This window comes from Bacillota bacterium, from assembly GCA_012837335.1.
GTDB lineage: Bacteria > Bacillota > Limnochordia > Darwinibacteriales > DTU012 > DTU012.
This window is the reverse complement of sequence record DURM01000019.1, coordinates 1-20331: the sequence shown is the minus strand read 5'-3', so window position 1 is coordinate 20331 and position 20331 is coordinate 1. Positions and strand designations below refer to the sequence as shown.

Genomic DNA, 20331 nt, shown 5'->3' with positions numbered 1-20331 from the left:
AAAGGAAGGTGACGCAGAATGGCAAAAGATTTACTATTCGGTGAAGACGGTAGAAAGAAGCTTGAGCAAGGTGTTAACGCTTTAGCTGATGCTGTTAAAGTGACTTTAGGCCCTAAAGGCAGAAACGTTGTATTGGAGAAAAAATATGGTTCTCCCACTATTACCAATGACGGTGTTACCATTGCCCGTGAGATCGAATTAGAAGATCCGTTTGAAAACATGGGAGCCCAATTAGTAAAAGAAGTTGCTACTAAGACCAATGACGTTGCTGGTGACGGAACAACTACAGCTACTGTACTGGCCCAAGCAATGATCCGTGAAGGATTGAAAAACGTTGCAGCTGGTGCTAATCCGATGTTCCTCAAGCGCGGTATTGATCAGGCGGTAGCAATTGCTGTTGATAAGATTGAAAAAGTAGCCAAACCGGTAGAAACTAAAGAAGCTATTGCTCAAGTTGCATCTATTTCTGCTGATGACAAAGAAATTGGCGATCTGATCGCTGACGCAATGGAAAAAGTGGGCAAAGACGGAGTTATTACCGTCGAGGAATCCAACTCCATCGGTACCACTCTGGAAGTTGTTGAAGGTATGCAGTTTGACCGCGGCTATGTATCACACTACATGGTAACAGATAGCGACCGGATGGAAGTGGTATTAGATGAGCCCAATATTTTAATCACCGACAGAAAGATCAGTGCTGTAGCTGATATTCTCCCAATTTTAGAAAAGACAATCCAAGTTAACAAGCCGCTGTTGATTATTGCAGAGGATGTTGAAGGTGAAGCTTTAGCAACCTTGATCGTTAACAAACTGCGCGGTACCCTGCAGGTAGCTGCTGTGAAGGCTCCTGGATTTGGTGATCGCCGCAAGGCAATGCTCGGAGATATCGCCACAGTAACTGGTGGACAGGTAATCTCTGAAGATTTAGGCCTCAAACTCGAAAACACCACTGTCGATATGCTTGGTTCTGCTCGCCAAGTTAGAATCACTAAAGAAGATACAACTATCGTTGACGGTAAAGGTTCAACCGATGCTATCCAAGCTAGAATCAATCAAATCCGCAACGAGATTGAAGAAACTACCTCTGATTATGATCGTGAAAAACTGCAGGAGCGCTTAGCTAAACTTGCCGGTGGTGTTGCGGTAATTCAAGTCGGCGCAGCTACTGAAACCGAATTGAAAGAAAAGAAATACCGCATTGAAGACGCACTGTCAGCAACAAGAGCTGCAGTAGAAGAAGGTATTGTAGCCGGTGGCGGAACAATGCTGATCGACTGCATCAAGGCTCTGGATAATGTTGAAGCTGAAGGCGATGTCATGACCGGTGTTCAGCTTGTCCGCAAAGCTTTAGAAGCTCCGCTCAAGCAGATTGCTAACAACGCCGGTGTCGAAGGCGCTATCATTGTTGAGAAAGTTAAAGAAGCTGAAGAGGGAATCGGCTTTGACGCAGTCAGCATGCAATTTGTCAACATGGTAGAAAAAGGTATCATCGATCCAGCTAAAGTAACTCGCAGTGCACTGCAGCATGCAGCTTCAATTGCAGGCATGCTGTTAACCACTGAAACTCTGATTGCCGACAAACCTGAACCCACTCCTCCGATGCCAGAAGGCGGAATGGGCCCCGGCATGATGTAAGACCAAGTATTAGGTAAAGTAAAAGGGAATCCTGTAACTGTGCAGGGTTCCCTTTTTGCGTTATGTTAACACTAATTATAAAGGAAATATCTGTGATGTTAGCGAACAATACTTAGTTATAAGATGATTCAAGGAGTGTGCGTATGAATCCGATTCAAGAAATTTTATTGAGTGAAGAGCAGATAAGCAGCCGCGTTGCGGAGCTGGGTGCCCAGATATCTCAAGATTATCAAGGAAAAGATTTGGTTTTAGTCGGCATTTTAAAAGGGGCCATCTGCTTCTTTTCCGACCTAATTAGAAAGGTTTCGATTCCGATCAATGTTGACTTTATGGCAGTTTCCAGTTACGGCAGTTCTTACCAAACTTCCGGCGCAGTTCGCATCCTTAAAGATTTGGATCTGCCAATCGAGGGACGGCATGTTTTGATTGTGGAAGACATTGTGGATACAGGCTTAACGCTGAATTACTTAAAAAATAATCTCTTATCCCGCAATCCGGCAAGCCTTAAGGTCTGCGCTCTATTGGATAAGCCGGATCGGCGCCAGGTAGATGAGCGGGCGGATTATCTCGGCTTTACCATTCCCGATGAGTTTGTAGTGGGTTATGGTATTGACTACGCGGAGCAGTACCGCTCGCTGCCTTATGTGGCGATTCTCTCTCCTTCTGCGTATCAGGATAGTTAAAATAGGATGGTGACTGATATGGAAACGATTTTAGTCCTGGATTTTGGAACCCATTATAGTCAGGATCTAGCCAGGAAAGTTCGCAGTTTCCAGGTTTACAGTGAAATTCTGCCTTGGAATACCGATGTAAAGGAGATTGCTGATAAAAAACCGCTGGGAATTATCCTATCGGGAGTATCAACTCCGGATGCGCTGGACAGAATGGAGCTTAAACCCGAGCTGTATGAGCTGAATATCCCGATTTTGGGCCTTGGTCTAGGTATGGAATTGATGGCTGTACAGCTGGGTGACAGTGTTACAACAACTGCAGACCTGCAGTCAGAACTATTTTGGGATTGCAGTGAGTTAAACGAAGATGAGTCGTTTGCCGCGCTGGAGGATCGGGAACGCAAGCTGTATGGGGTGCAGCTGGAGCCCGCCGCTGTGGAAACAGATTTAGGAGCTAGAATTATTGAGAATTTTGTGCTGCGCATCTGCGGCTGCACGCAAACCTGGACCATGGATCGCTTTGTTGACTCGATGATTGAGTCAATCCGCACTCAGGTTGGGGATAAAAAAGTTGTCTGCGGCTTAAGTGGTGGTATCGATTCTTCAGCAGCTGCAGTATTAGTTCATAAAGCAATCGGTTCTCAGCTGACCTGCATCTTCGTGGATAACGGTTTGATGCGGAAAAACGAAGTGCAGCAGGTTGTGGATCTTTTCAGCAGGGAATTTGATTTAAATCTTGTTGCAGTCGATGCAGGTGAGCGGTTCCTGGCGAAACTGAAAGGTGTAGCCGATCCTGAAACCAAACGCAAGATTATTGGTACCGAATTCATCCGGGTTTTTGAGGAAGAAGCAAAAAAACTCGGCAGCGTTGATTTTTTAGTGCAGGGTACGCTTTATCCAGATGTAATTGAGAGCGGGATTGGTGAAGGCGCAGTGATTAAATCGCATCACAATGTAGGCGGTCTTCCGGACGATCTCAATTTCGAGCTGATCGAACCGCTGCGACAGCTTTTTAAGGATGAAGTGAGGATGGTTGCCAGACAGCTGGGTCTGCCTGATTCGATTGTGATGCGCCATCCTTTCCCAGGACCAGGCTTAGCGGTCCGAGTCATCGGTGAGATCACTGAAGCTAAGTTAGAGATACTGCGCGAAGCAGATGCGATTTTTATTGAAGAACTTCGGAATTCCGGATGGTATGGCAGAGTCTGGCAGGCGCTGGCTGTGCTGACCGATACGAGAACGGTGGGTATGGATCAAGAGGATCGCACTTATGACCATGTGGTTGCTTTACGGGCGGTTAATAGTGTTGATGGTATGGCTGCAGACTGGGTCCGTCTGCCGTATGATCTCCTTGAGCGGGTCAGCTCCCGAATTCTGCGGGAAGTTAAGGGCGTGAATCGTGTGGTTTACGATATTAGCTCCAAGCCACCGGCAACCATTGAATGGGAATAGGAGGCGGGATGGATGGATCTGCGGACACCGCGGGGTGTAAAGGATTTTCTACCGGCAGATGCAGAGTGGAAATTAGAGTTAGAACAGAAAATTAGGACCGTGTTTAATAAGTGGGGATATCAGGAAGTGATTTCCCCTACTTTTGAATTCCACGATGTTTTAGTTCAAAACGGGGCTGAAACTCAGCAGACGTATCGGTTTTTTGATCACAATGGCGAGCTGCTGGTGCTGCGTCCGGATTTAACAACTCCCATTGCCCGAATGGTGGCAACTCGGCTGAAAGATGAACCAAAGCCGCTCCGCCTCAGCTATCTGGCCAATGTGTTTCGTTATGATGATGTCCAGGTCGGTTTTCAGCGTGAATTTTATCAAGCCGGCGTGGAATTAATCGGCAGCAGCTCACCAGCAGCAGATGCAGAAGCTGCGGCTTTGGCAGTTACTGTTTTCAATGAACTGGGAGTAAACAACTTTAACTTGGATTTAGGACACACCGGGTATATCCACGGCATTCTGGAAGAATGTGAGTTGGAGTCGCTGCGAAAGCGCTTTTGGCAGCTTCTGCTTAAAAAAGATTTAGTCGGGCTGAAAGCTTTAACAGCTGAAAGCGATCTGTCAGAGCAGACTAAAAAACTGCTTCTCAAACTGCCGCATTTTCGGGGTCGGGAGTCCCTTTTAGAACAGGCCTATTACAGCACGGAAAATCCCCGAGCCCGCAGCGCAGTTGCCAATTTAAAAGAAATATACTCATATCTTGATGCCTATGGTCTCAGGGATCAGATTTATATTGACCTCAGCATCGTCAAATCACTTGATTATTATACCGGCATGGTTTTAGAAGGATATGTGCCAAGTCTTGGCTTTACTATCTGCAGCGGAGGACGCTATGATCAGCTCGGAAATCGCTTCGGCAGCGGTCTGCCGGCGGTAGGTTTTGCTCTCGGGTTAGAGCGTTTAATGCTGGTGCTGGAGAATCAGGGTCAGCGTTGTGATACCGCACCAAATGGAATCCTGGTTCTGCCTCGCTCCTGGCCCGATGCTTTGAGATTTGCGGCAGCCGAAAGAAGCAGGAAAACACGAGTTGAGGTGGATGTTCAGTGTCTTTCTGAGACTGATGCCATCGAATACGCCCAGCAAAAGGGATACAGCAGGGTAGTTATTGTCGAAGCTGGCGCTGTTCATACTATTATGCCAGCTGGTTGTGAGGGGGCTGGGGGATGTTAAGTATAGCGGTAGCCAAAGGAAGGTTATTAGATTCCTTTCTCGAACTCCTAAGCAAAGCTGGGTACGACTGCGATGCTCTGCTGCAGGAAACCCGTAAGCTTGTGATTGATGTTCCCGCAGCCGGATTACAGTTTATTCTCGCCAAACCGGCTGATGTGCCCACTTATGTGGAATATGGAGCTGCCGATTTGGGTGTTGTGGGCAAGGATACCTTAACCGAGAGCGATAAAGATGTAGCCGAGCTGTTGGATTTAAAATACGGGTACTGCAAGCTGGTTGTAGCAGTTCCCGAAAGTCTCAATATTACCAGTGTGCGGGAACTAGATTTTAACAGCCGTGTAGCCAGCAAATATCCCAATACTGCCAATCAGTTTTTCAACAGTCATGGGATTCAAGTAGAGATCATTCCCCTGAACGGTTCAATAGAGTTAGGACCGATTGTTGGTTTAAGCGAGGCAGTAGTGGATATTACTGAAACAGGGCGCACCTTGGTTGAAAACGGTTTGGTGGTGCTGGATACAATTATGGAGAGTACTGCGCGGTTGATTGCTAACCGGATCAGTTTGAAAACTAAGCGGGAAGCCATTGTTGAGCTGGTTGGCGCGCTTGAAGGAGTGATTGAAAATGCGCATCGTTAATGTCAAAGATTTTCCATCTTTGGAAGCAGTTCGGGAACTGGTGGTTCGCCCGGATCTAGATGAGGTGCCGGTTAATCCGGCGGGGATGGAGCGCACTAAGCAGATTTTTGGAAAAGCGCTGACTCCTCAAGAATCGGTAGCTGTAATTCTGGGTGATATTAAACGGGAAGGCGATGCGGGACTGCTGCGCTACATAGATAAAATTGATGGGCAAAAATTAACCTCAGAGCAGCTTTTTGTCGGAAAGCACGAGTTTGAGCAGGCAGAAACGATGGTTAGTCCCCAGTTTCTCGAAGCTCTAGATACAGCCATAATCAATGTGAGAAAGTACCATCAGAAACAAGTGGAGAACAGCTGGTTTGCTCCCGAAGCCGATGGCATTATTCTCGGCCAGAAGGTTACTCCCCTAGACCGAGTTGGCATCTATGTTCCCGGCGGCAATGCGCCCTTGATTTCTTCGGTGGTGATGAGCGCGGTTCCCGCCCGAGTTGCAGGGGTTAGCGAGATAATTATGGCTACACCGCTGCGGAACGGAGAGATTGATCCGCACCTTTTGGTAGCTGCTAAACGCTGCGGAGTAAATGCGGTGCTGAAAGCCGGCGGTGCACAGGCAATTGGAGCATTAGCCTACGGCACAGAAACAGTGCCGCGGGTCGATAAAATAGTGGGACCGGGTAATTTGTTTGTTACCTTGGCCAAGAAGATGGTTTACGGCCGCGTTGGGATCGAAGCCTTGGCCGGACCCAGTGAGATTTTAGTAATTGCCGACGGTTCAGTGCCGGCTGCTTATGCGGCTGCGGATCTTTTGTCCCAGGCAGAACACGATTGGGAAGCCTCAGCGGCCCTAATTACAACCAGTGAAGCATATGCCGCTGCTGTGCAAGATGAGATTGAAATGCAGCTGAGTTCGCTCGATACGTCTGATATTGCAGCAGTTGCCCTGGAAAACTGGGGGCTAATTGTTATTACTGAGAACCTGAATCAAGCAGTTGAGCTTGCAAATGTATTTGCGCCTGAGCATTTGGAACTGCTGGTCGAAAACCCGTGGGAGTTAGTAGGCAGAATCAAGCACGCAGGGGCTATCTTCCTCGGTAAATATGCGGCGGAACCGGTTGGTGATTATATCGCTGGTCCTAATCATATTCTGCCCACAAACGGTACAGCCCGTTTTGCCTCTCCATTGACAACCAATGATTTTGTGAAAAAATCCAGCGTTATTTATTACTCAGAAGCGGGCTTGAAGAAATTTGGACCGCAAGCAGTGGAGATTGCTGATCGGGAAGGTTTAACAGCCCACGGTAACGCGATTAGAATCCGGCTGCAAGATTTGGAGGCGGGTGACAAGCATGAATAAAGCGGTAAGAGCGGCAAAATTTACCCGGACAACAAAAGAAACGGATATTAGGATTGAGCTGAATCTGGACGGAACCGGTGTTTATCAGATCAATACTGGAATCGGTTTTTTCGATCATATGCTTACAGCGTTAGCCCGCCACAGCGGATTTGACTTGGTGGTGACCTGCGCCGGAGACCTGCAGGTGGACGGACATCATACAGTGGAGGATGTCGGTATCTGCTTGGGGCAGGCGCTGCGGCAGTGTATCGGTGATGGCGCAGGTATTGCCCGCTACGGAGATGCGTGTATTCCTATGGATGAAGCGCTCGTTCACGCAGTGATGGATATCAGCGGGCGCGGGTTTTTAGCTCACAATCTTGAGCTGCCGCAGGAACGGGTAGGCCAGTTTGATACCTGTCTCGTCGAAGAGTTTTTGCGCGCATTTGCTGTAAATGCCGGGTTGACGCTGCATGCGCGGCAGCTGGCTGGAACAAACAGCCATCACATTATTGAAGCGCTGTTTAAAGCGCTGGCTCACGCGCTGCGCCAAGCAGTAATGCTTACAGATGAGGAAAGAGTCCTCTCGACCAAAGGAAAATTGGATTTATAGAAATAGGAGCGAAATGCAGATGCTGATTATACCCGCTATTGACTTAATCAATGGAGAATGCGTCCGCCTAGAGCAGGGCGACTATGCGAAAAAAACTGTCTACAGCTCGGACCCTGTCCAAACAGCTCGGGCTTTTGCCGATGCCGGCGCTGAAATGCTGCACATAGTCGATCTGGACGGAGCCCGCGATGGCTTTCCTCAGAATCTGGATGTGATCGAAAGAATTGCCGGTGCGGTGTCGATCCCGATTGAATTGGGAGGAGGACTCAGGAACCTATCGGCTGTAGAAGCTGCTTTTGCTGCGGGAGCAGCCAGAGCGGTATTAGGAACAGCTGTATTAGATGAACCGGATTGGTTTAAACAGGCGATTGCCAAATATGGAGAGCGGATTGTGGTGGGCATCGATGCCCGCAATGGTATGGTGGCAGTTAAAGGCTGGCTGGAAACTACTACTGTTCCGGCTCTGGAGCTTATTGAACGGATGAAAACTCTTGGAGTTGAGGAGATTATTTATACAGATATTGCGCGGGATGGGATGCTGACTGGTCCTAATTTGGATGCTTTAAAAGAAGTGGGACAAGCAGGAATCAAAATCGTTGCATCGGGAGGAGTATCATCGCTTGATGACATTCGCAATCTGCGCAGCCTTTCATCCTATGGGGTTTATGCAGTAATTATCGGCAAGGCCTTGTATACAAATCAAATTGATTTGGCAGAAGCAGTTGCGGCTGCCCGCAGTTAGAGGTGACGAAAGTGAAGCAAAAATTAAAGTTTGATCAAAACGGATTGATACCGGCAATAATTCAGGATCGCAGCGGTCAGGTTTTAATGCTTGCTTATATGAATCAAGAAGCTCTTGATAAAACCTTGTCTACCGGATTAACCTGGTTTTACAGCCGCAGCCGCAAACAACTGTGGCAGAAAGGGGAAACATCCGGGCATGTGCAGCAGGTAGTGGAAGTCACAGCTGACTGCGATTATGACAGTCTTTTGATTACTGTTGATCAAGTTGGTCCCGGTGCCTGCCATGAAGGCTATCGCTCCTGCTTTCATTATCCGGTGCAGGCAGCGGCAAACAGGGAGCAGCATGAACGGACTTTTGACCCAGCAGCTGTATACAACTCACAGATCCTGCATCAGCTGTATGCTTTAATTGAAGACCGCAAGCGTAATCCTCAAGGCGGCTCTTATACCAATTATTTATTTGAAAAGGGTATTGATAAGATCCTGAAAAAAGTCGGGGAAGAAACGGCTGAGGTTATTATCGGAGCGAAAAATGCCGATCCCGGCGAGCTGATTTATGAGGTGAGCGATTTACTGTATCACCTGCTGGTCTTGCTGGTAGAAAAGAATGTGGCATTAGATCAGATCTGGCAGGAGTTAGAATCGCGGAGAAAATAGGCTGCCCTAAGAGGACAGCCCATACCTGTGGCATTTATCTAAAGAAACTGTGGTTGCCAATGCGGATTTTATAAGGGTCCTTATCCCACTGTTCCCATACCCAGGCTCTTCTGCCACTGCTGTTATACTGGGGAACCAGTTTATGGGCAAAGAAACCAGTTGCGCCGTAAGTGGGGTCCACTCCTGCCAAAGCATATTTTACTGCATTTTTAGCGGTTGTTCCGGCGGGCAGATTGATGCGGCCGTTAAGGACCGGTTCGTATTGGTAGTACTTAACACCATTCACAATGGTTACTTCATTGATTACTCCGGAAATAGTGTTTGGATAATCAGGGTGAAGTACCCGATTGAGGACTGTGGCAGCCACAGCAATTTGACCGGTTTCAATTTCTCCTTGAGATTCAGAATGGACAAGCCGGGCAAAAAGATCCAGTTCATTGAATGTAAGATCTGGAATCATTTCTACATTTTGGATAGTCGCTCCCTGGACAACTACTTGAATTTCTGCAGGCTTGTACCACTGTTTGGTAACCCGCATCGTATATGTTCCGTTCGGCAGATTTTCGATTTCATAAACACCGTTTTTGATCGGAACAGTCCTGCCGTCAATTTCTACCTGGCCTGCCTGCAGTTTTGCATCGCTGAAACCGGCATGATAGACCATTCCGGCTAGAGTGCCGTAATCAGAGCCGGTTTCTCCTCCGCTATCATCACCACCGGTGTTAGGCAGAGTGGGACCTGATACACCAAATAGGGTGCAGCCCGTCAACGAAACAACACAGATAAGTATGAAAAATAACAAGTGCTTCTTTCCCAACATGTTCACTTCCTTCCAAAGCTGTAAAAATTTATGACATGATCTTAATTTTATATCTGCCCAGCTAAAACCTCTAGGAGATTGCTGGTAATGCTTTGGAGAGCAAGAACAGTGGGGAATATGAAAGGGGAATATGATGGATTTACTGGATACCCTGAATCCGAGACAGCAGGAAGCTGTGACTCACGGCAGCGGACCTTTATTGGTTATCGCTGGTGCCGGAAGCGGAAAAACCAGGGTTTTAACTTTTAGAATTGCATATCTGATCAAGCACTTCGGTGTAAGGCCGGATCAGATTTTAGCGGTAACTTTTACTAATAAAGCGGCTCAGGAAATGAAAGAGCGCATCGAGCAGCTGGTGGGAGGCATAGCGAAAGGTATCTGGGTCAGCACCTTCCACTCGACCTGTGTCCGGATATTGAGAAGTCATGGGGATAAGCTTGGCTATCAATCCAACTTCCAGATTTTTGATTCTGCGGATCAATTAGTGGTGATCCGGGAAATCCTGAAGGAGCTGAACCTCGATCCGAAGCGATTTGACCCCAGGGCAATGCTGTCAGCGATCAGCAGTGCCAAAAACGAGCTATTGGGTCCAGAAGAATTTGATGCAAAAGCCATGGATTTCTGGGAGCGGCAGGTCAGTCGGGTCTATCAAAGATATCAGCAGACTTTGATTGATAACAATGCCTTTGATTTCGATGACCTGATTATGAAAACAGTGGAGCTGTTCCGGACTTTTCCCGAAGTCTGCGCTTATTATCAGGACCGGTTCCGCTATATCCTTGTTGATGAGTATCAAGATACCAACCATGCCCAGTATCAGCTCGTTAATCTGCTGGCAGCAGAGCATCAGAACCTCTGCGTTGTTGGTGATGACGACCAGTCCATTTACGCCTTTAGAGGTGCGGACATCCGCAATATCTTAGAGTTTGAGCGGGATTTTCCTAATGCCAGAGTGATTCGCTTAGAGCAGAATTACCGCTCAACCCAAAATATCCTGACTGCAGCCAACCATTTAATCGCCAATAATACGGAGCGGAAAGGCAAAAACCTTTTTACCAATAATGGTGATGGTGAACGAATCAAGTTTTACCAGGCTTATGATGAGCGGCAGGAAGCTGCTTTTATCGCCAATGTTATTACCAGCCAGGTGCAGGCGGATCAACGGCAGTATCAGGATTTTACGATTTTGTACCGCACTCATGCCCAATCTCGGATAATTGAGGAAGAATTTGTGCGTCGGGGCTTGCCTTACCGGATTGTAGCAGGGCTGCGGTTTTATGACCGCAAAGAGATTAAGGATCTCGTCGCCTACCTGCGGCTGTTAGCAAATCCAGCCGATAATTTCAGTTTCAAGCGAATTATTAATGTGCCGAAGCGGGGGATTGGTCCTACAACAGTTGCTAAATTAGAAGACTATGCTCAGGTCAACGGCCTAAGCCTGTATGAGACTTTAGAGCAGATTGACTCGGTAGATAATATTACGGGAAAATATCGGCAGAGTTTGATTGAGTTTAGGGAGATGTTTGCAGTTTGGAAGCGGGAGCTTGATGGCGAGCCTGTGACCAGTATTGTGGAAAGAATTTTGTTCGATACCGGCTATAAACAGATGCTCAATGCCGAACAGACAATTGAGGCTGAAACACGTCTAGAGAACTTAAATGAGTTTCTCACTGTTACCAAACAGTTCGATGAGAACGAGGAAAACCGTGATCTCAGTCTCTTTCTTGAGCAGTTAGCCTTAATGTCTGATGTAGATAACTATGATCAAGACGCAGATGCTGTCAGTATGATGACACTGCATGCGGCTAAAGGTTTGGAATTTCCGGTGGTGTTTATGGTGGGAATGGAAGATGGGGTATTTCCCAGCGCCCGTTCAATCTGGGAGCCAGGCCAGATCGAGGAAGAACGGCGGTTAGCCTATGTTGGCTTAACTAGGGCAGAAGAAGCGATATATTTAACCTGCGCCGAAAACCGCACCTTATTTGGCAGCGTCAGTTCCAACCCAATTTCGCTATTTGTAAAAGAGATTCCGGAAGAGCTGCTGGAACAAGTTGATGACCGGGGAGCAGTTTTTCAGCGCCGCCGATCGACCGGATCAGTTTCCAACCAGACAATTGGATCCGTGGCTTATGAAGTTGGAGATCGCATTCGTCATCAGCGGTTTGGCGAAGGTCAGGTCTTGGCTGTATCCGGTGACATAATCAAGATCGCTTTTGCAGATCATGGGATCAAGCAGTTTGCGGCGAGCATTGCCCCGATTGAAAAGATTTAATCTGGCGGGAGGTTTCTTTATGGGAAAAGATGTTGATCTAAAGCGCATTGCAGAACTGCGCGAGCAGCTGAACTACCATAATTACCGCTATTATGTGTTAGATGATCCGGTGATTTCCGATAGCGAGTTTGACCAGCTGATGCGCGAGCTGATTGAGCTTGAGGAAAAATACCCCGAAACAGTAACGCCCGATTCGCCTACTCAAAGAGTTGGACATGCTGTTGTGGGAGGCTTTGCCCAGGTTCAGCATCAAACACCGCTGTTAAGCCTCAGCAATGCTTTCAATAAAGATGAACTAGAAGATTTTGGCAGAAGGGTAGAGCGCTGGGCTGGTGCAGGGGTGGACTATGCTTGTGAGCTTAAGTTTGATGGTCTAGCGGTTGCTCTCACTTATGAGAACGGAATCTTCGTACGCGGAGCCACCCGCGGTGATGGGCAGGTAGGTGAAGATATAACCCAAAACCTGCGCACCATTCGTTCGATACCGCTAAAACTGCGCCAGCCTGTTGATCTGGAAGTTCGGGGCGAAGTTTATATGCCCAAACAAGCTTATGAGGCTTTGAATCAAGCCAGAGCTGAACAAGGCGAGTCTCTATTTGCTAATCCCCGCAATGCGGCTGCGGGATCAGTGCGCCAGCTCGATCCTAAAGTGACCGCCGGCCGCAAATTGGACATTTATGTTTACGGCATAGGATCAGTAGATAGCGAGCAGATTACTACTCACCTAGAAAGTATCGAATGGCTGAAAGATCTGGGGTTTAAGGTCAGCCCTTACATTAAACACTGCGCCTCTATCGATGAGGTCTGGGAATTCATTGAACATTGGACCGAAAAACGTGCCGAACTGCCTTTTGAAATTGACGGCATTGTCGTCAAGGTAAACAGTCTGGCGGTGCAGGCTGAATTGGGATCAACTGCTAAGAGTCCTCGCTGGGCGATTGCTTATAAGTTTCCGGCGGAACAGGCAGTAGCTCAAGTTTTAGATATTGAGGTTAACGTTGGACGGACCGGTGCAGTGACACCGCTGGCGATCTTGACACCTACGTTGGTTGCCGGCTCGACTGTCAGCCGGGCAGCTCTCCACAATGAGGATTATGTGAAAACGAAAGATATCCGCATCGGAGACTATGTTGTGATTCAGAAAGCTGGCGATGTGATTCCGGAGATCGTCCGGTCTCTACCGGAGCGGCGCACAGGTAATGAGCAGGTTTTTGCCATGCCTGAATTCTGTCCGGTTTGTGAAGAAAAGCTGCAGCGTACTGAGGGGGAAGCGGCAGTGCGCTGTGTAAACTCTGCCTGCCCGGCTCAAGCCTATGAGCGCCTGATTCACTATGCTTCCCGTGGAGCAATGAATATTGAAGGCTTAGGACCGGCAGTGATTCAGCAGCTGATTGATGCCGGTTTAGTTGAGAACCCAGCGGATTTTTATCAGCTTCGCTATGAGCAGCTGATAAAGTTGGAGCGGTTCGGACCCAAATCTGCAGAAAACTTGCTGAATGCGATTGAGGACAGCAAAACCCGACCGCTGGCCAATCTTGTATTTGCCTTAGGGATCCGCTTTGTCGGCAGCGAGGTTGCCCGCGAGTTAGCGGCGCATTTTGGAACTATGGATCGGCTTAGAAACGCTGCTTATGAGGAATTAATAACCATTGATGCTGTGGGCGAAAGAATTGCTGGCAGTGTCGTGGAGTATTTCAGCAAGCCTGAAAACAATCAGCTGATTGACCGACTCCAGGATGCCGGTGTTAACATGGTCCAAGCTCAAACATCCGGATCCCAGCCGCTGGCAGGCCAAACATTTGTAGTAACTGGAAAACTGGAGAATTTCAGCCGTAAAGAGGCGGAGGAAACACTGCGCAGTCTTGGCGCTGATGTTACCGGCAGTGTCAGCAAGAAAACCACTTATGTGGTTGCCGGTGAAAAAGCAGGATCTAAATTGACCAAAGCTCAAGAACTGGGAATACCTGTCCTAAATGAACAGCAGTTTTTAGAACTTGTCCAGCAGACAGGCAGGAACTAATCCTCGTTACAGGGAACTAATTAGGCAGAAGGATGGGTGATAGCTGTGGATAATGTCCTGTTCTATTTTGCCGGAATGCCAGTATATGTGTATGGCTTTTTCACAAGTATAGGGTTATTATTTGGGGCAACATCAGCCCTGAAAGCAGGCAGGCGTCGAGGAATTGGCTGGTCCAATATGTTCGACTTTATTTTGGGTACTGCTTTCGTATTTTTTGCCGCAGGCAGATTTGCAGTCTTATGGGGACAGTATGGAGCAGGAGCTTTATTAAGACCATGGAAGATACTAACAGAACTGTCGACTGGTGTTGATCTGGGATTCGGATTCGTCTGCGCAGCGGTTTACGGTCTGTTGTCTGCTTATCACAAAGGTATATTCGGTTTGAATTTCTTGGATGCAATCACACCGGGCGTAATTTGGATTAAACTATTTGCGGCTTTAGGCTCGAATGTGTTTGGCACAGCTGCCGCTGTTCCCTGGGCGGTACGGCTGGGGGAGTTTCAGCTCCATCCGCTGCCTTTATACACAGCTTTAGGGTATTATTTAATCCGGTTTATTATTGTGCAGGTACGCCGGGCACAGCGTTTTGAGGGACAGGTTTTTGTGGCAGCGGCAGCGCTTTCAGTTTGGCTGCACTGGCTGCTCCTGTTCGTATCGGAGGGAAGCAGTCGAACCGCCTTTTGGCTCTATCCTTTGCTTGGAATTTTATTGGTTGCTCTGTGGAGCCTTGGGCATGCTAATTCGCCTCAAACACAAAAGCCTAAACGGAGCATAGGCTATTGGGGAGTACAGCTCTTGCTGTTTGCAGTTGTGGCAGTGGCCATGTGTCTCTTTTATTATTCTCGCTTTTAACAAAGGGGTGTGTTATGGATAGGCACATGAGTTTATCGGAGATTCGGGAGCAGCTGGAAGCTAATGATCTGCGCTTGACTCCGCAGAGAGAAGCTGTTGTGCAGGTCCTGCTCGACAATACAGACGCCCATCTGCGCGCAGAAGATGTTTTTATGATGACAAAAAAAATTGTGCCTGATATCGGTTTGGCGACGGTCTACCGAACCTTAGAACTTTTGGAGAAGCTCAGTATTATATACCGCTTCGAGTATGGTGACGGACAGAGCCGCTATGAGCTTGGGCGCAAAGAAGAAGAGCATTACCATCATCATTTAATCTGTCTGGAATGCGGAGAAATCAGTGAGTTTAACGATGACCTGCTGGAAAAACTGGAAGCAAAGATCGCTAAAGAACGGGATTTTGAAATAGTTGACCACAGTCTGCGGATTTTTGGTTACTGCAGGAAGTGCAGGAAGAGGAAAAAGTAATATTGACAATTTGCTGCTATTGGTGTACGATGTTAGCGATTTAAAAGTTAAAGGCGATGATCGAGAGGAGTAGCTGTGTACCGCTTGCAGAGAGGGAAATCATTTGGTGGAAGATTTCCTAAGTATGGGCTGGCGAAGGTCGCTCGTGAGCTGTCGGGATGAAGTTACAAGTAGTTCCGGCCGTTTCAGGCGCGTTATGCCTATTAAGAGCTCAACAGCTTTTTTGTGCTGCTTGAGAATAAAGGTGGTACCGCGAAATAACCTTTTCGTCCTTTGGATGGAAAGGTTTTATTTTTTAGAAGGAGTTGAACAAGGATGAGTGAAACCAAAACGCTTGCGAAAACTTACAATCCGCAGGAAGTAGAAGACAAGTGGTATCAGCATTGGGAAAAAAATGGCTATTTTCACGCTGAAGTTGAACCGGATAAAGAACCGTTTTGTATCGTGATCCCGCCGCCGAATGTTACCGGTGAGCTGCATATGGGTCATGCTTTGGATGAAACTTATCAGGATATTTTAATCCGCTGGAAGCGGATGCAGGGCTACAATGCCCTCTGGATTCCCGGCACAGACCATGCCGGTATTGCTACTCAGGCACGGGTAGAGGACCATATCAGAAAAACCGAAGGACTCACCCGCCATGATTTAGGCCGCGAAGAGTTTCTAAAGCGTGTCTGGGATTGGAAAGAAAAGTACGGCAGCCGCATCATTACTCAGCTGAAGAAGCTCGGTTCGTCTGCAGATTGGGATCGGGAACGCTTTACTATGGATGAAGGATGCTCCCGAGCTGTGCGCGAAGTTTTTGTTCGCCTCTATGAAAAAGGCTTGATCTATCAGGGTAACTATAGTGTAAACTGGTGTCCAAACTGCAGTACGACATTATCTGATATTGAAGTTGATCATGAAGAAGATGCCGGCAAACTTTATTACATTAAATATCCTTTTGCTGACGGCAGCGGACATATTGAAATCGCTACAACCAGACCGGAAACCCTGCTGGGGGATACTGCTGTCGCGGTAAATCCAGATGATCCACGGTACAAGGACATCATCGGTAAAATGGTAATCGTACCGCTGGTTGACCGCGAAGTTCCGATTATCGCTGATGATTATGTCGATCCAAGCTTTGGTTCCGGTATGGTTAAGATTACCCCGGCTCACGATCCGAATGACTTTGAAATCGGACTGCGCCATAATCTGGAGCAGGTAGTTGTGATCGGACTGGACGCTCACATGACCAAAGCAGCAGGCAAGTACGCCGGTATGGATCGCTACGCCTGCCGCAAGCTGGTTGTTGAGGACTTAGAGAAGCTGGGACTGCTGGTTGAAATCAAGGACCATGTCCATGCTGTCGGTGAATGCTACCGCTGCGGTACAGTGGTTGAGCCCCTGGTTTCTAAACAGTGGTTTGTGAAAATGAAGCCGTTGGCTGAGCCGGCAATTGAAGCAGTCAAGAATGGTGATATCAAGTTCGTTCCGGAACGGTTCAGCAAAAACTATTTGAACTGGATGGAGAATATCCGAGACTGGTGCATTTCCCGCCAGCTGTGGTGGGGCCACCGCATTCCGGTTTGGTACTGTGGAGACTGCGGCGAGAGTTTTGCAGCAGTTGAAGATCCTGCAGAATGCCGCAAATGCGGTTCCAAGGATATTGAGCAGGATCCGGATGTTTTAGATACCTGGTTTTCGTCAGCACTGTGGCCGTTTTCAACTTTAGGTTGGCCAGACGAAACCCCCGAATTGAAGCATTTCTATCCGACAAGTGTATTAGTAACAGGATTCGACATTATTCCATTTTGGGTTGCCCGCATGATCTTTATGGGCTTAGAATTTATGGGCGAGAGGCCATTTGAAGATGTCCTGATCCACGGCTTGGTGCGAGATGAGCAGGGGCGGAAAATGAGTAAGTCCCTCGGAAACGGTGTCGATCCACTCAAGGTGATCGAGGAGTACGGCGCCGACGCGCTCAGATTTAACCTTGTGATCGGGGTCGCTCCCGGTAATGACCTCCGCTTCATTCCGGAAAAAGTAGAGGCTTACCGCAATTTTGCCAATAAGATTTGGAATGCAGCCCGTTTTGCGCTGATGAATCTTGAGGATTTTGATCCGGGGCAGGGTAAACCTGAGTCAGGTTTATCAGTTGCAGATAAGTGGATTTTAAGCCGCTATCAGCACGCTGCTGAGGAGGTTACCCGCCATCTCGAGCGCTATGATATCGGTGAGGGAGCTCGCGTGCTCTACGACTTCATTTGGAGCGAACTCTGCGACTGGTATATTGAGTGGGTAAAACCGCGGCTTTACGGCAGACAGGGAGAAGAAGCCCGCTATGCATCCCAGTACACGTTATGGTATGTGTTCAAAAACACCATGCAGCTGCTGCATCCGTATATGCCGTTTATTACCGAAGAGATCTGGCAGAAGCTGCCGATGACTGGAGAAACTATTATGCTGGCTCCCTGGCCGGTTGAAACTGGTTATAGAGATGAAGAAACTGAAAAGACTATGCAAGTTCTGATGAACGTTATTACCGAAATCCGCACCATCCGCAGTGAGAAGCAGGTGCCGCCGGGACGCAAAATTACCGCGATTTTCCAGACCGATCCAGCCCTGCAGCAGATTCTTAAGGACAATGTCCAATATCTGCAGACTCTGGCAGGATTGGATGAGGTGGAAATCGGGGTAGCAGGCGTAAAGCCGGCGCGGAGCGCTGCTGCAGTAACCGACGGGGTTGAGATTTATCTGCCTTTAGCCGGAATGGTCGATCTGGAAGCGGAAGCTGAGCGGATTGAAAAAGAATTGGCGAAAGCCAAGCAGGAGTTGGAGCGGGCTGAGAAGAAACTCAGCAATCCCGGCTTTGTTAACAAGGCGCCGGAAGCGGTTGTGCAGAAAGAAAGGGAGAAGCTGGCCCTGCTTGCCGATACAGTTGCAAAACTTACTGCAATGTATAAGGAGATTGTCAGTGAATAAAGATAATCTGTTTCAAAAGCAGCGCTTCAGCGCTCATCTAGGATTAGAACGGATCACCGAGCTGTGTTCAAGGCTCGGTGATCCTCACCGCCAATTTCGCTCTATTCACATTGGCGGAACGAATGGCAAAGGCTCCACAGCTGCTTACTTAGCCAGCGTGCTTGAGCATCACGGATATCGCGTTGGTTTGTTTACATCACCCCATCTTGTAGATTACCGAGAGCGGTTTCGGATTAACGGCGATTTGATTTCGGCGGAAGAACTCGCAGCAATCAGCGCTGAAGTGAATGAGCTCATGAGCAAAATAGAGGCTGAGTTTCCTGAATACGGTACTTTTACAATGTTTGAAGGCGCTGCGGCAACTGCTTTTCTGTATTTTTCCGCCCAAAATGTTGACTGGGCCGTTATTGAAGTAGGATTGGGCGGCCGTTTTGACGCTACCAATATCCTGCATCCGGAAATCAGTGTGATTACACCGGTTGGACATGATCATGTGGATCGCCTGGGACCAACACTGGCTGATGTTGCTCGCGAAAAGGCTGGGATTATTAAGGGCAGGGTGCCTGTTTGTGTTAGTGAACAGCTTCCCGAAGTGGAGCGAGTGCTGCAAGCAGCAGCCGCTGACCAGGAAGCACCTTATTTCAGTCTTAAGGACGTGGACTGGCAGCCTCATAAATGGAATCTTTTTGGCGGAGAGTTAATCTATCCGGCATTGGACTCCCATCCATTTTCGGTTCAGCTTTTGGGCAGGCATCAGTTAGTCAATGCAGCTGCTGCGCTTTTAGCTCTGCAGGTGCTTGGGGAAAGAGGGTTGAGGTTAAATCCAAAGTTGATTAGAAACGGATTAGCCGCAGCTCAGTGGCCGGGACGGCTGCAGACTGTTTCCCGGGAACCGCTGGTTATCTTTGATGGTGCCCATAACCGAGAGAGCTTTCTAGCCTTGGCAGATGCTTTGGATGAGTTAGTCCACCGCAAGCTTACTTTTGTAATTGGTATGTCGGCTGATAAAAATCCGAGTATTATTGATCCTTTACTGCCGCTTGCGGAGCGGATACTGTTTACCGAGTCTGAAAACAGCAGATTAGGAGCTAAATCTGCTGCTGAATTAAGGGATTACGCTGCGGACCGCGGGATTGAAGCCCAAATAATCGCATTTGCAGATCTGCCTAATACTATTTTTGAATATGATCCAGTTTGTGTCTGCGGCTCGTTATATTTAATTGGCGATCTTCAAGCTGCTGTTCTGAAGGAAAATAGAGGACATCCGTCGATAAAAACCTAAATAATACAGTGCAATCAGTCTGGTTTTGGCAAGGAGGCAGGTAAAATGGGACGCAAGCAAAGTAAAAAACGGCGCGGTTTTTTTGCAGGTGAAGGTCTATCTTTTGTGATTTCATTGATTTCAGTGAGTGTAATCTGCATATTTGTTGGTTATCTGCTTGGTCAATATGCGCTGGAATGGCTGAACAGTCCATTTACATCGGTCAGCCAGAACCAAATGGATGCTTTGAACCATTCTATTAACAGTCAGCTGGAGAACTTAGAACTGCCTAACTCTCAAACGGGTGCAGATACGGCTGTGGGTGGGCAAACCCAGTCCTCCCAGACCGAATCTCCGCCGGCACAGACAGCTTCCAGCCAGGCTGGCGGGTTTTATCGGGTGCAGGCCGGAGTGTTTAATCACTTAAGCAACGCGGAGGCGCAGGTGGCGCTGCTGAGGGATGCGGGGTTTGAGGCATTTATCACGCCCGGACCGCCTTATCGGGTGCAGACCGGAGCTTTCTCTACTTTAGAAAACGCGGAGCGGTATGCCAATGAGCTGAAGGCAGAGGGGTTCGAAGCAGCAGTAATTCGTCCTTGACAACCATATAGTGGTGTGATAGATTTAACGATGGTTAGATTTAGTAGGGGACAAGGAGGGGAGAACATGGCTCATGTAATTAGTGAGGAATGTATCAAATGCGGTGCA

General features: G+C 48.0%; 17 protein-coding genes and 1 other annotated feature. Of the genes, 16 read left to right on the top strand and 1 reads right to left on the bottom strand.

Annotation, left to right across the window (positions count from 1 at the left end; genetic code table 11):
* Positions 1-18: 18 nt before the first annotated feature.
* From groL to GX019_02755, 9 genes are all read left to right on the top strand, one after another.
* The gene (groL, locus tag GX019_02795) at positions 19-1635 is read left to right on the top strand and encodes a chaperonin GroEL (protein HHT36085.1); all 1617 of its coding nucleotides are present in this window, start codon (positions 19-21) and stop codon (positions 1633-1635) included.
* 143 nt (positions 1636-1778) lie between these two features.
* Complete coding sequence (gene hpt / locus GX019_02790) at positions 1779-2318, top strand: hypoxanthine phosphoribosyltransferase (GenBank protein ID HHT36084.1); 540 nt, start codon at positions 1779-1781, stop codon at positions 2316-2318.
* 6 nt (positions 2319-2324) lie between these two features.
* Positions 2325-3758: a glutamine-hydrolyzing GMP synthase gene (guaA, locus tag GX019_02785; protein ID HHT36083.1), complete on the top strand. Its 1434-nt coding sequence runs from the start codon at positions 2325-2327 to the stop codon at positions 3756-3758.
* Between the two features lie 12 nt (positions 3759-3770).
* On the top strand, positions 3771-4979 hold the full coding sequence (gene hisZ, locus GX019_02780) for an ATP phosphoribosyltransferase regulatory subunit (GenBank protein ID HHT36082.1): 1209 nt from the start codon (positions 3771-3773) through the stop codon (positions 4977-4979).
* Entirely contained in the window at positions 4973-5617 is a 645-nt protein-coding gene (locus tag GX019_02775) for an ATP phosphoribosyltransferase (protein HHT36081.1), read from the top strand. The genes hisZ and GX019_02775 overlap by 7 nt, the downstream gene beginning before the upstream one ends.
* Positions 5604-6971, top strand: a complete 1368-nt coding sequence (gene hisD / locus GX019_02770; GenBank protein HHT36080.1) for a histidinol dehydrogenase — start codon at positions 5604-5606, stop codon at positions 6969-6971. Before GX019_02775 ends, hisD begins: the two co-directional genes overlap by 14 nt.
* Positions 6964-7563: an imidazoleglycerol-phosphate dehydratase HisB gene (gene hisB, locus GX019_02765; protein HHT36079.1), complete on the top strand. Its 600-nt coding sequence runs from the start codon at positions 6964-6966 to the stop codon at positions 7561-7563. The genes hisD and hisB overlap by 8 nt, the downstream gene beginning before the upstream one ends.
* 19 nt (positions 7564-7582) lie before the next feature.
* Positions 7583-8305, top strand: coding sequence for a 1-(5-phosphoribosyl)-5-[(5-phosphoribosylamino)methylideneamino]imidazole-4-carboxamide isomerase (gene hisA, locus GX019_02760; protein HHT36078.1), 723 nt, complete (start codon positions 7583-7585; stop codon positions 8303-8305).
* A gap of 2 nt (positions 8306-8307) precedes the next feature.
* Positions 8308-8964, top strand: coding sequence for a bifunctional phosphoribosyl-AMP cyclohydrolase/phosphoribosyl-ATP diphosphatase HisIE (locus GX019_02755; protein HHT36077.1), 657 nt, complete (start codon positions 8308-8310; stop codon positions 8962-8964).
* A gap of 34 nt (positions 8965-8998) precedes the next feature.
* On the opposite strand, the gene GX019_02750 is transcribed toward GX019_02755, so the two are convergent.
* A complete protein-coding gene (locus GX019_02750) occupies positions 8999-9628 on the bottom strand; it encodes a hypothetical protein (protein HHT36076.1) in 630 nt (209 codons plus the stop codon).
* A 286-nt stretch (positions 9629-9914) separates the two neighbouring features.
* Between GX019_02750 and pcrA the strand changes: the two genes are divergently transcribed.
* The 7 genes from pcrA (at position 9915) to GX019_02715 (ending at position 20223) form a co-directional block, all read left to right on the top strand.
* The gene (gene pcrA / locus GX019_02745; GenBank protein ID HHT36075.1) at positions 9915-12056 is read left to right on the top strand and encodes a DNA helicase PcrA; all 2142 of its coding nucleotides are present in this window, start codon (positions 9915-9917) and stop codon (positions 12054-12056) included.
* A gap of 19 nt (positions 12057-12075) precedes the next feature.
* On the top strand, positions 12076-14076 hold the full coding sequence (gene ligA, locus GX019_02740) for an NAD-dependent DNA ligase LigA (protein ID HHT36074.1): 2001 nt from the start codon (positions 12076-12078) through the stop codon (positions 14074-14076).
* A 45-nt stretch (positions 14077-14121) separates the two neighbouring features.
* A complete protein-coding gene (locus tag GX019_02735; GenBank protein ID HHT36073.1) occupies positions 14122-14928 on the top strand; it encodes a hypothetical protein in 807 nt (268 codons plus the stop codon).
* 26 nt (positions 14929-14954) lie between these two features.
* Positions 14955-15395, top strand: coding sequence for a transcriptional repressor (locus tag GX019_02730; protein HHT36072.1), 441 nt, complete (start codon positions 14955-14957; stop codon positions 15393-15395).
* 47 nt (positions 15396-15442) lie between these two features.
* Positions 15443-15672, top strand: a binding site (T-box leader).
* A gap of 38 nt (positions 15673-15710) precedes the next feature.
* Entirely contained in the window at positions 15711-18362 is a 2652-nt protein-coding gene (locus GX019_02725) for a valine--tRNA ligase (protein ID HHT36071.1), read from the top strand.
* Complete coding sequence (locus tag GX019_02720) at positions 18355-19644, top strand: bifunctional folylpolyglutamate synthase/dihydrofolate synthase (protein HHT36070.1); 1290 nt, start codon at positions 18355-18357, stop codon at positions 19642-19644. The genes GX019_02725 and GX019_02720 overlap by 8 nt, the downstream gene beginning before the upstream one ends.
* Positions 19645-19689: 45 nt before the next feature.
* Positions 19690-20223: an SPOR domain-containing protein gene (locus GX019_02715; protein ID HHT36069.1), complete on the top strand. Its 534-nt coding sequence runs from the start codon at positions 19690-19692 to the stop codon at positions 20221-20223.
* The last annotated feature ends 108 nt before the right edge of the window (positions 20224-20331 follow it).

Coding starts and splice junctions, on each gene's coding strand:
- groL (HHT36085.1), top strand. CDS start 19: ATGGCAAAAGATTTACTATTCGGTGAAGACGGTAGAAAGAAGCTTGAG.
- hpt (HHT36084.1), top strand. CDS start 1,779: ATGAATCCGATTCAAGAAATTTTATTGAGTGAAGAGCAGATAAGCAGC.
- guaA (HHT36083.1), top strand. CDS start 2,325: ATGGTGACTGATATGGAAACGATTTTAGTCCTGGATTTTGGAACCCAT.
- hisZ (HHT36082.1), top strand. CDS start 3,771: ATGGATCTGCGGACACCGCGGGGTGTAAAGGATTTTCTACCGGCAGAT.
- GX019_02775 (HHT36081.1), top strand. CDS start 4,973: ATGTTAAGTATAGCGGTAGCCAAAGGAAGGTTATTAGATTCCTTTCTC.
- hisD (HHT36080.1), top strand. CDS start 5,604: ATGCGCATCGTTAATGTCAAAGATTTTCCATCTTTGGAAGCAGTTCGG.
- hisB (HHT36079.1), top strand. CDS start 6,964: ATGAATAAAGCGGTAAGAGCGGCAAAATTTACCCGGACAACAAAAGAA.
- hisA (HHT36078.1), top strand. CDS start 7,583: ATGCTGATTATACCCGCTATTGACTTAATCAATGGAGAATGCGTCCGC.
- GX019_02750 (HHT36076.1), bottom strand. CDS start 9,628: ATGGTCTATCATGCCGGTTTCAGCGATGCAAAACTGCAGGCAGGCCAG.
- pcrA (HHT36075.1), top strand. CDS start 9,915: ATGATGGATTTACTGGATACCCTGAATCCGAGACAGCAGGAAGCTGTG.
- ligA (HHT36074.1), top strand. CDS start 12,076: ATGGGAAAAGATGTTGATCTAAAGCGCATTGCAGAACTGCGCGAGCAG.
- GX019_02730 (HHT36072.1), top strand. CDS start 14,955: ATGAGTTTATCGGAGATTCGGGAGCAGCTGGAAGCTAATGATCTGCGC.
- GX019_02725 (HHT36071.1), top strand. CDS start 15,711: ATGAGTGAAACCAAAACGCTTGCGAAAACTTACAATCCGCAGGAAGTA.
- GX019_02715 (HHT36069.1), top strand. CDS start 19,690: ATGGGACGCAAGCAAAGTAAAAAACGGCGCGGTTTTTTTGCAGGTGAA.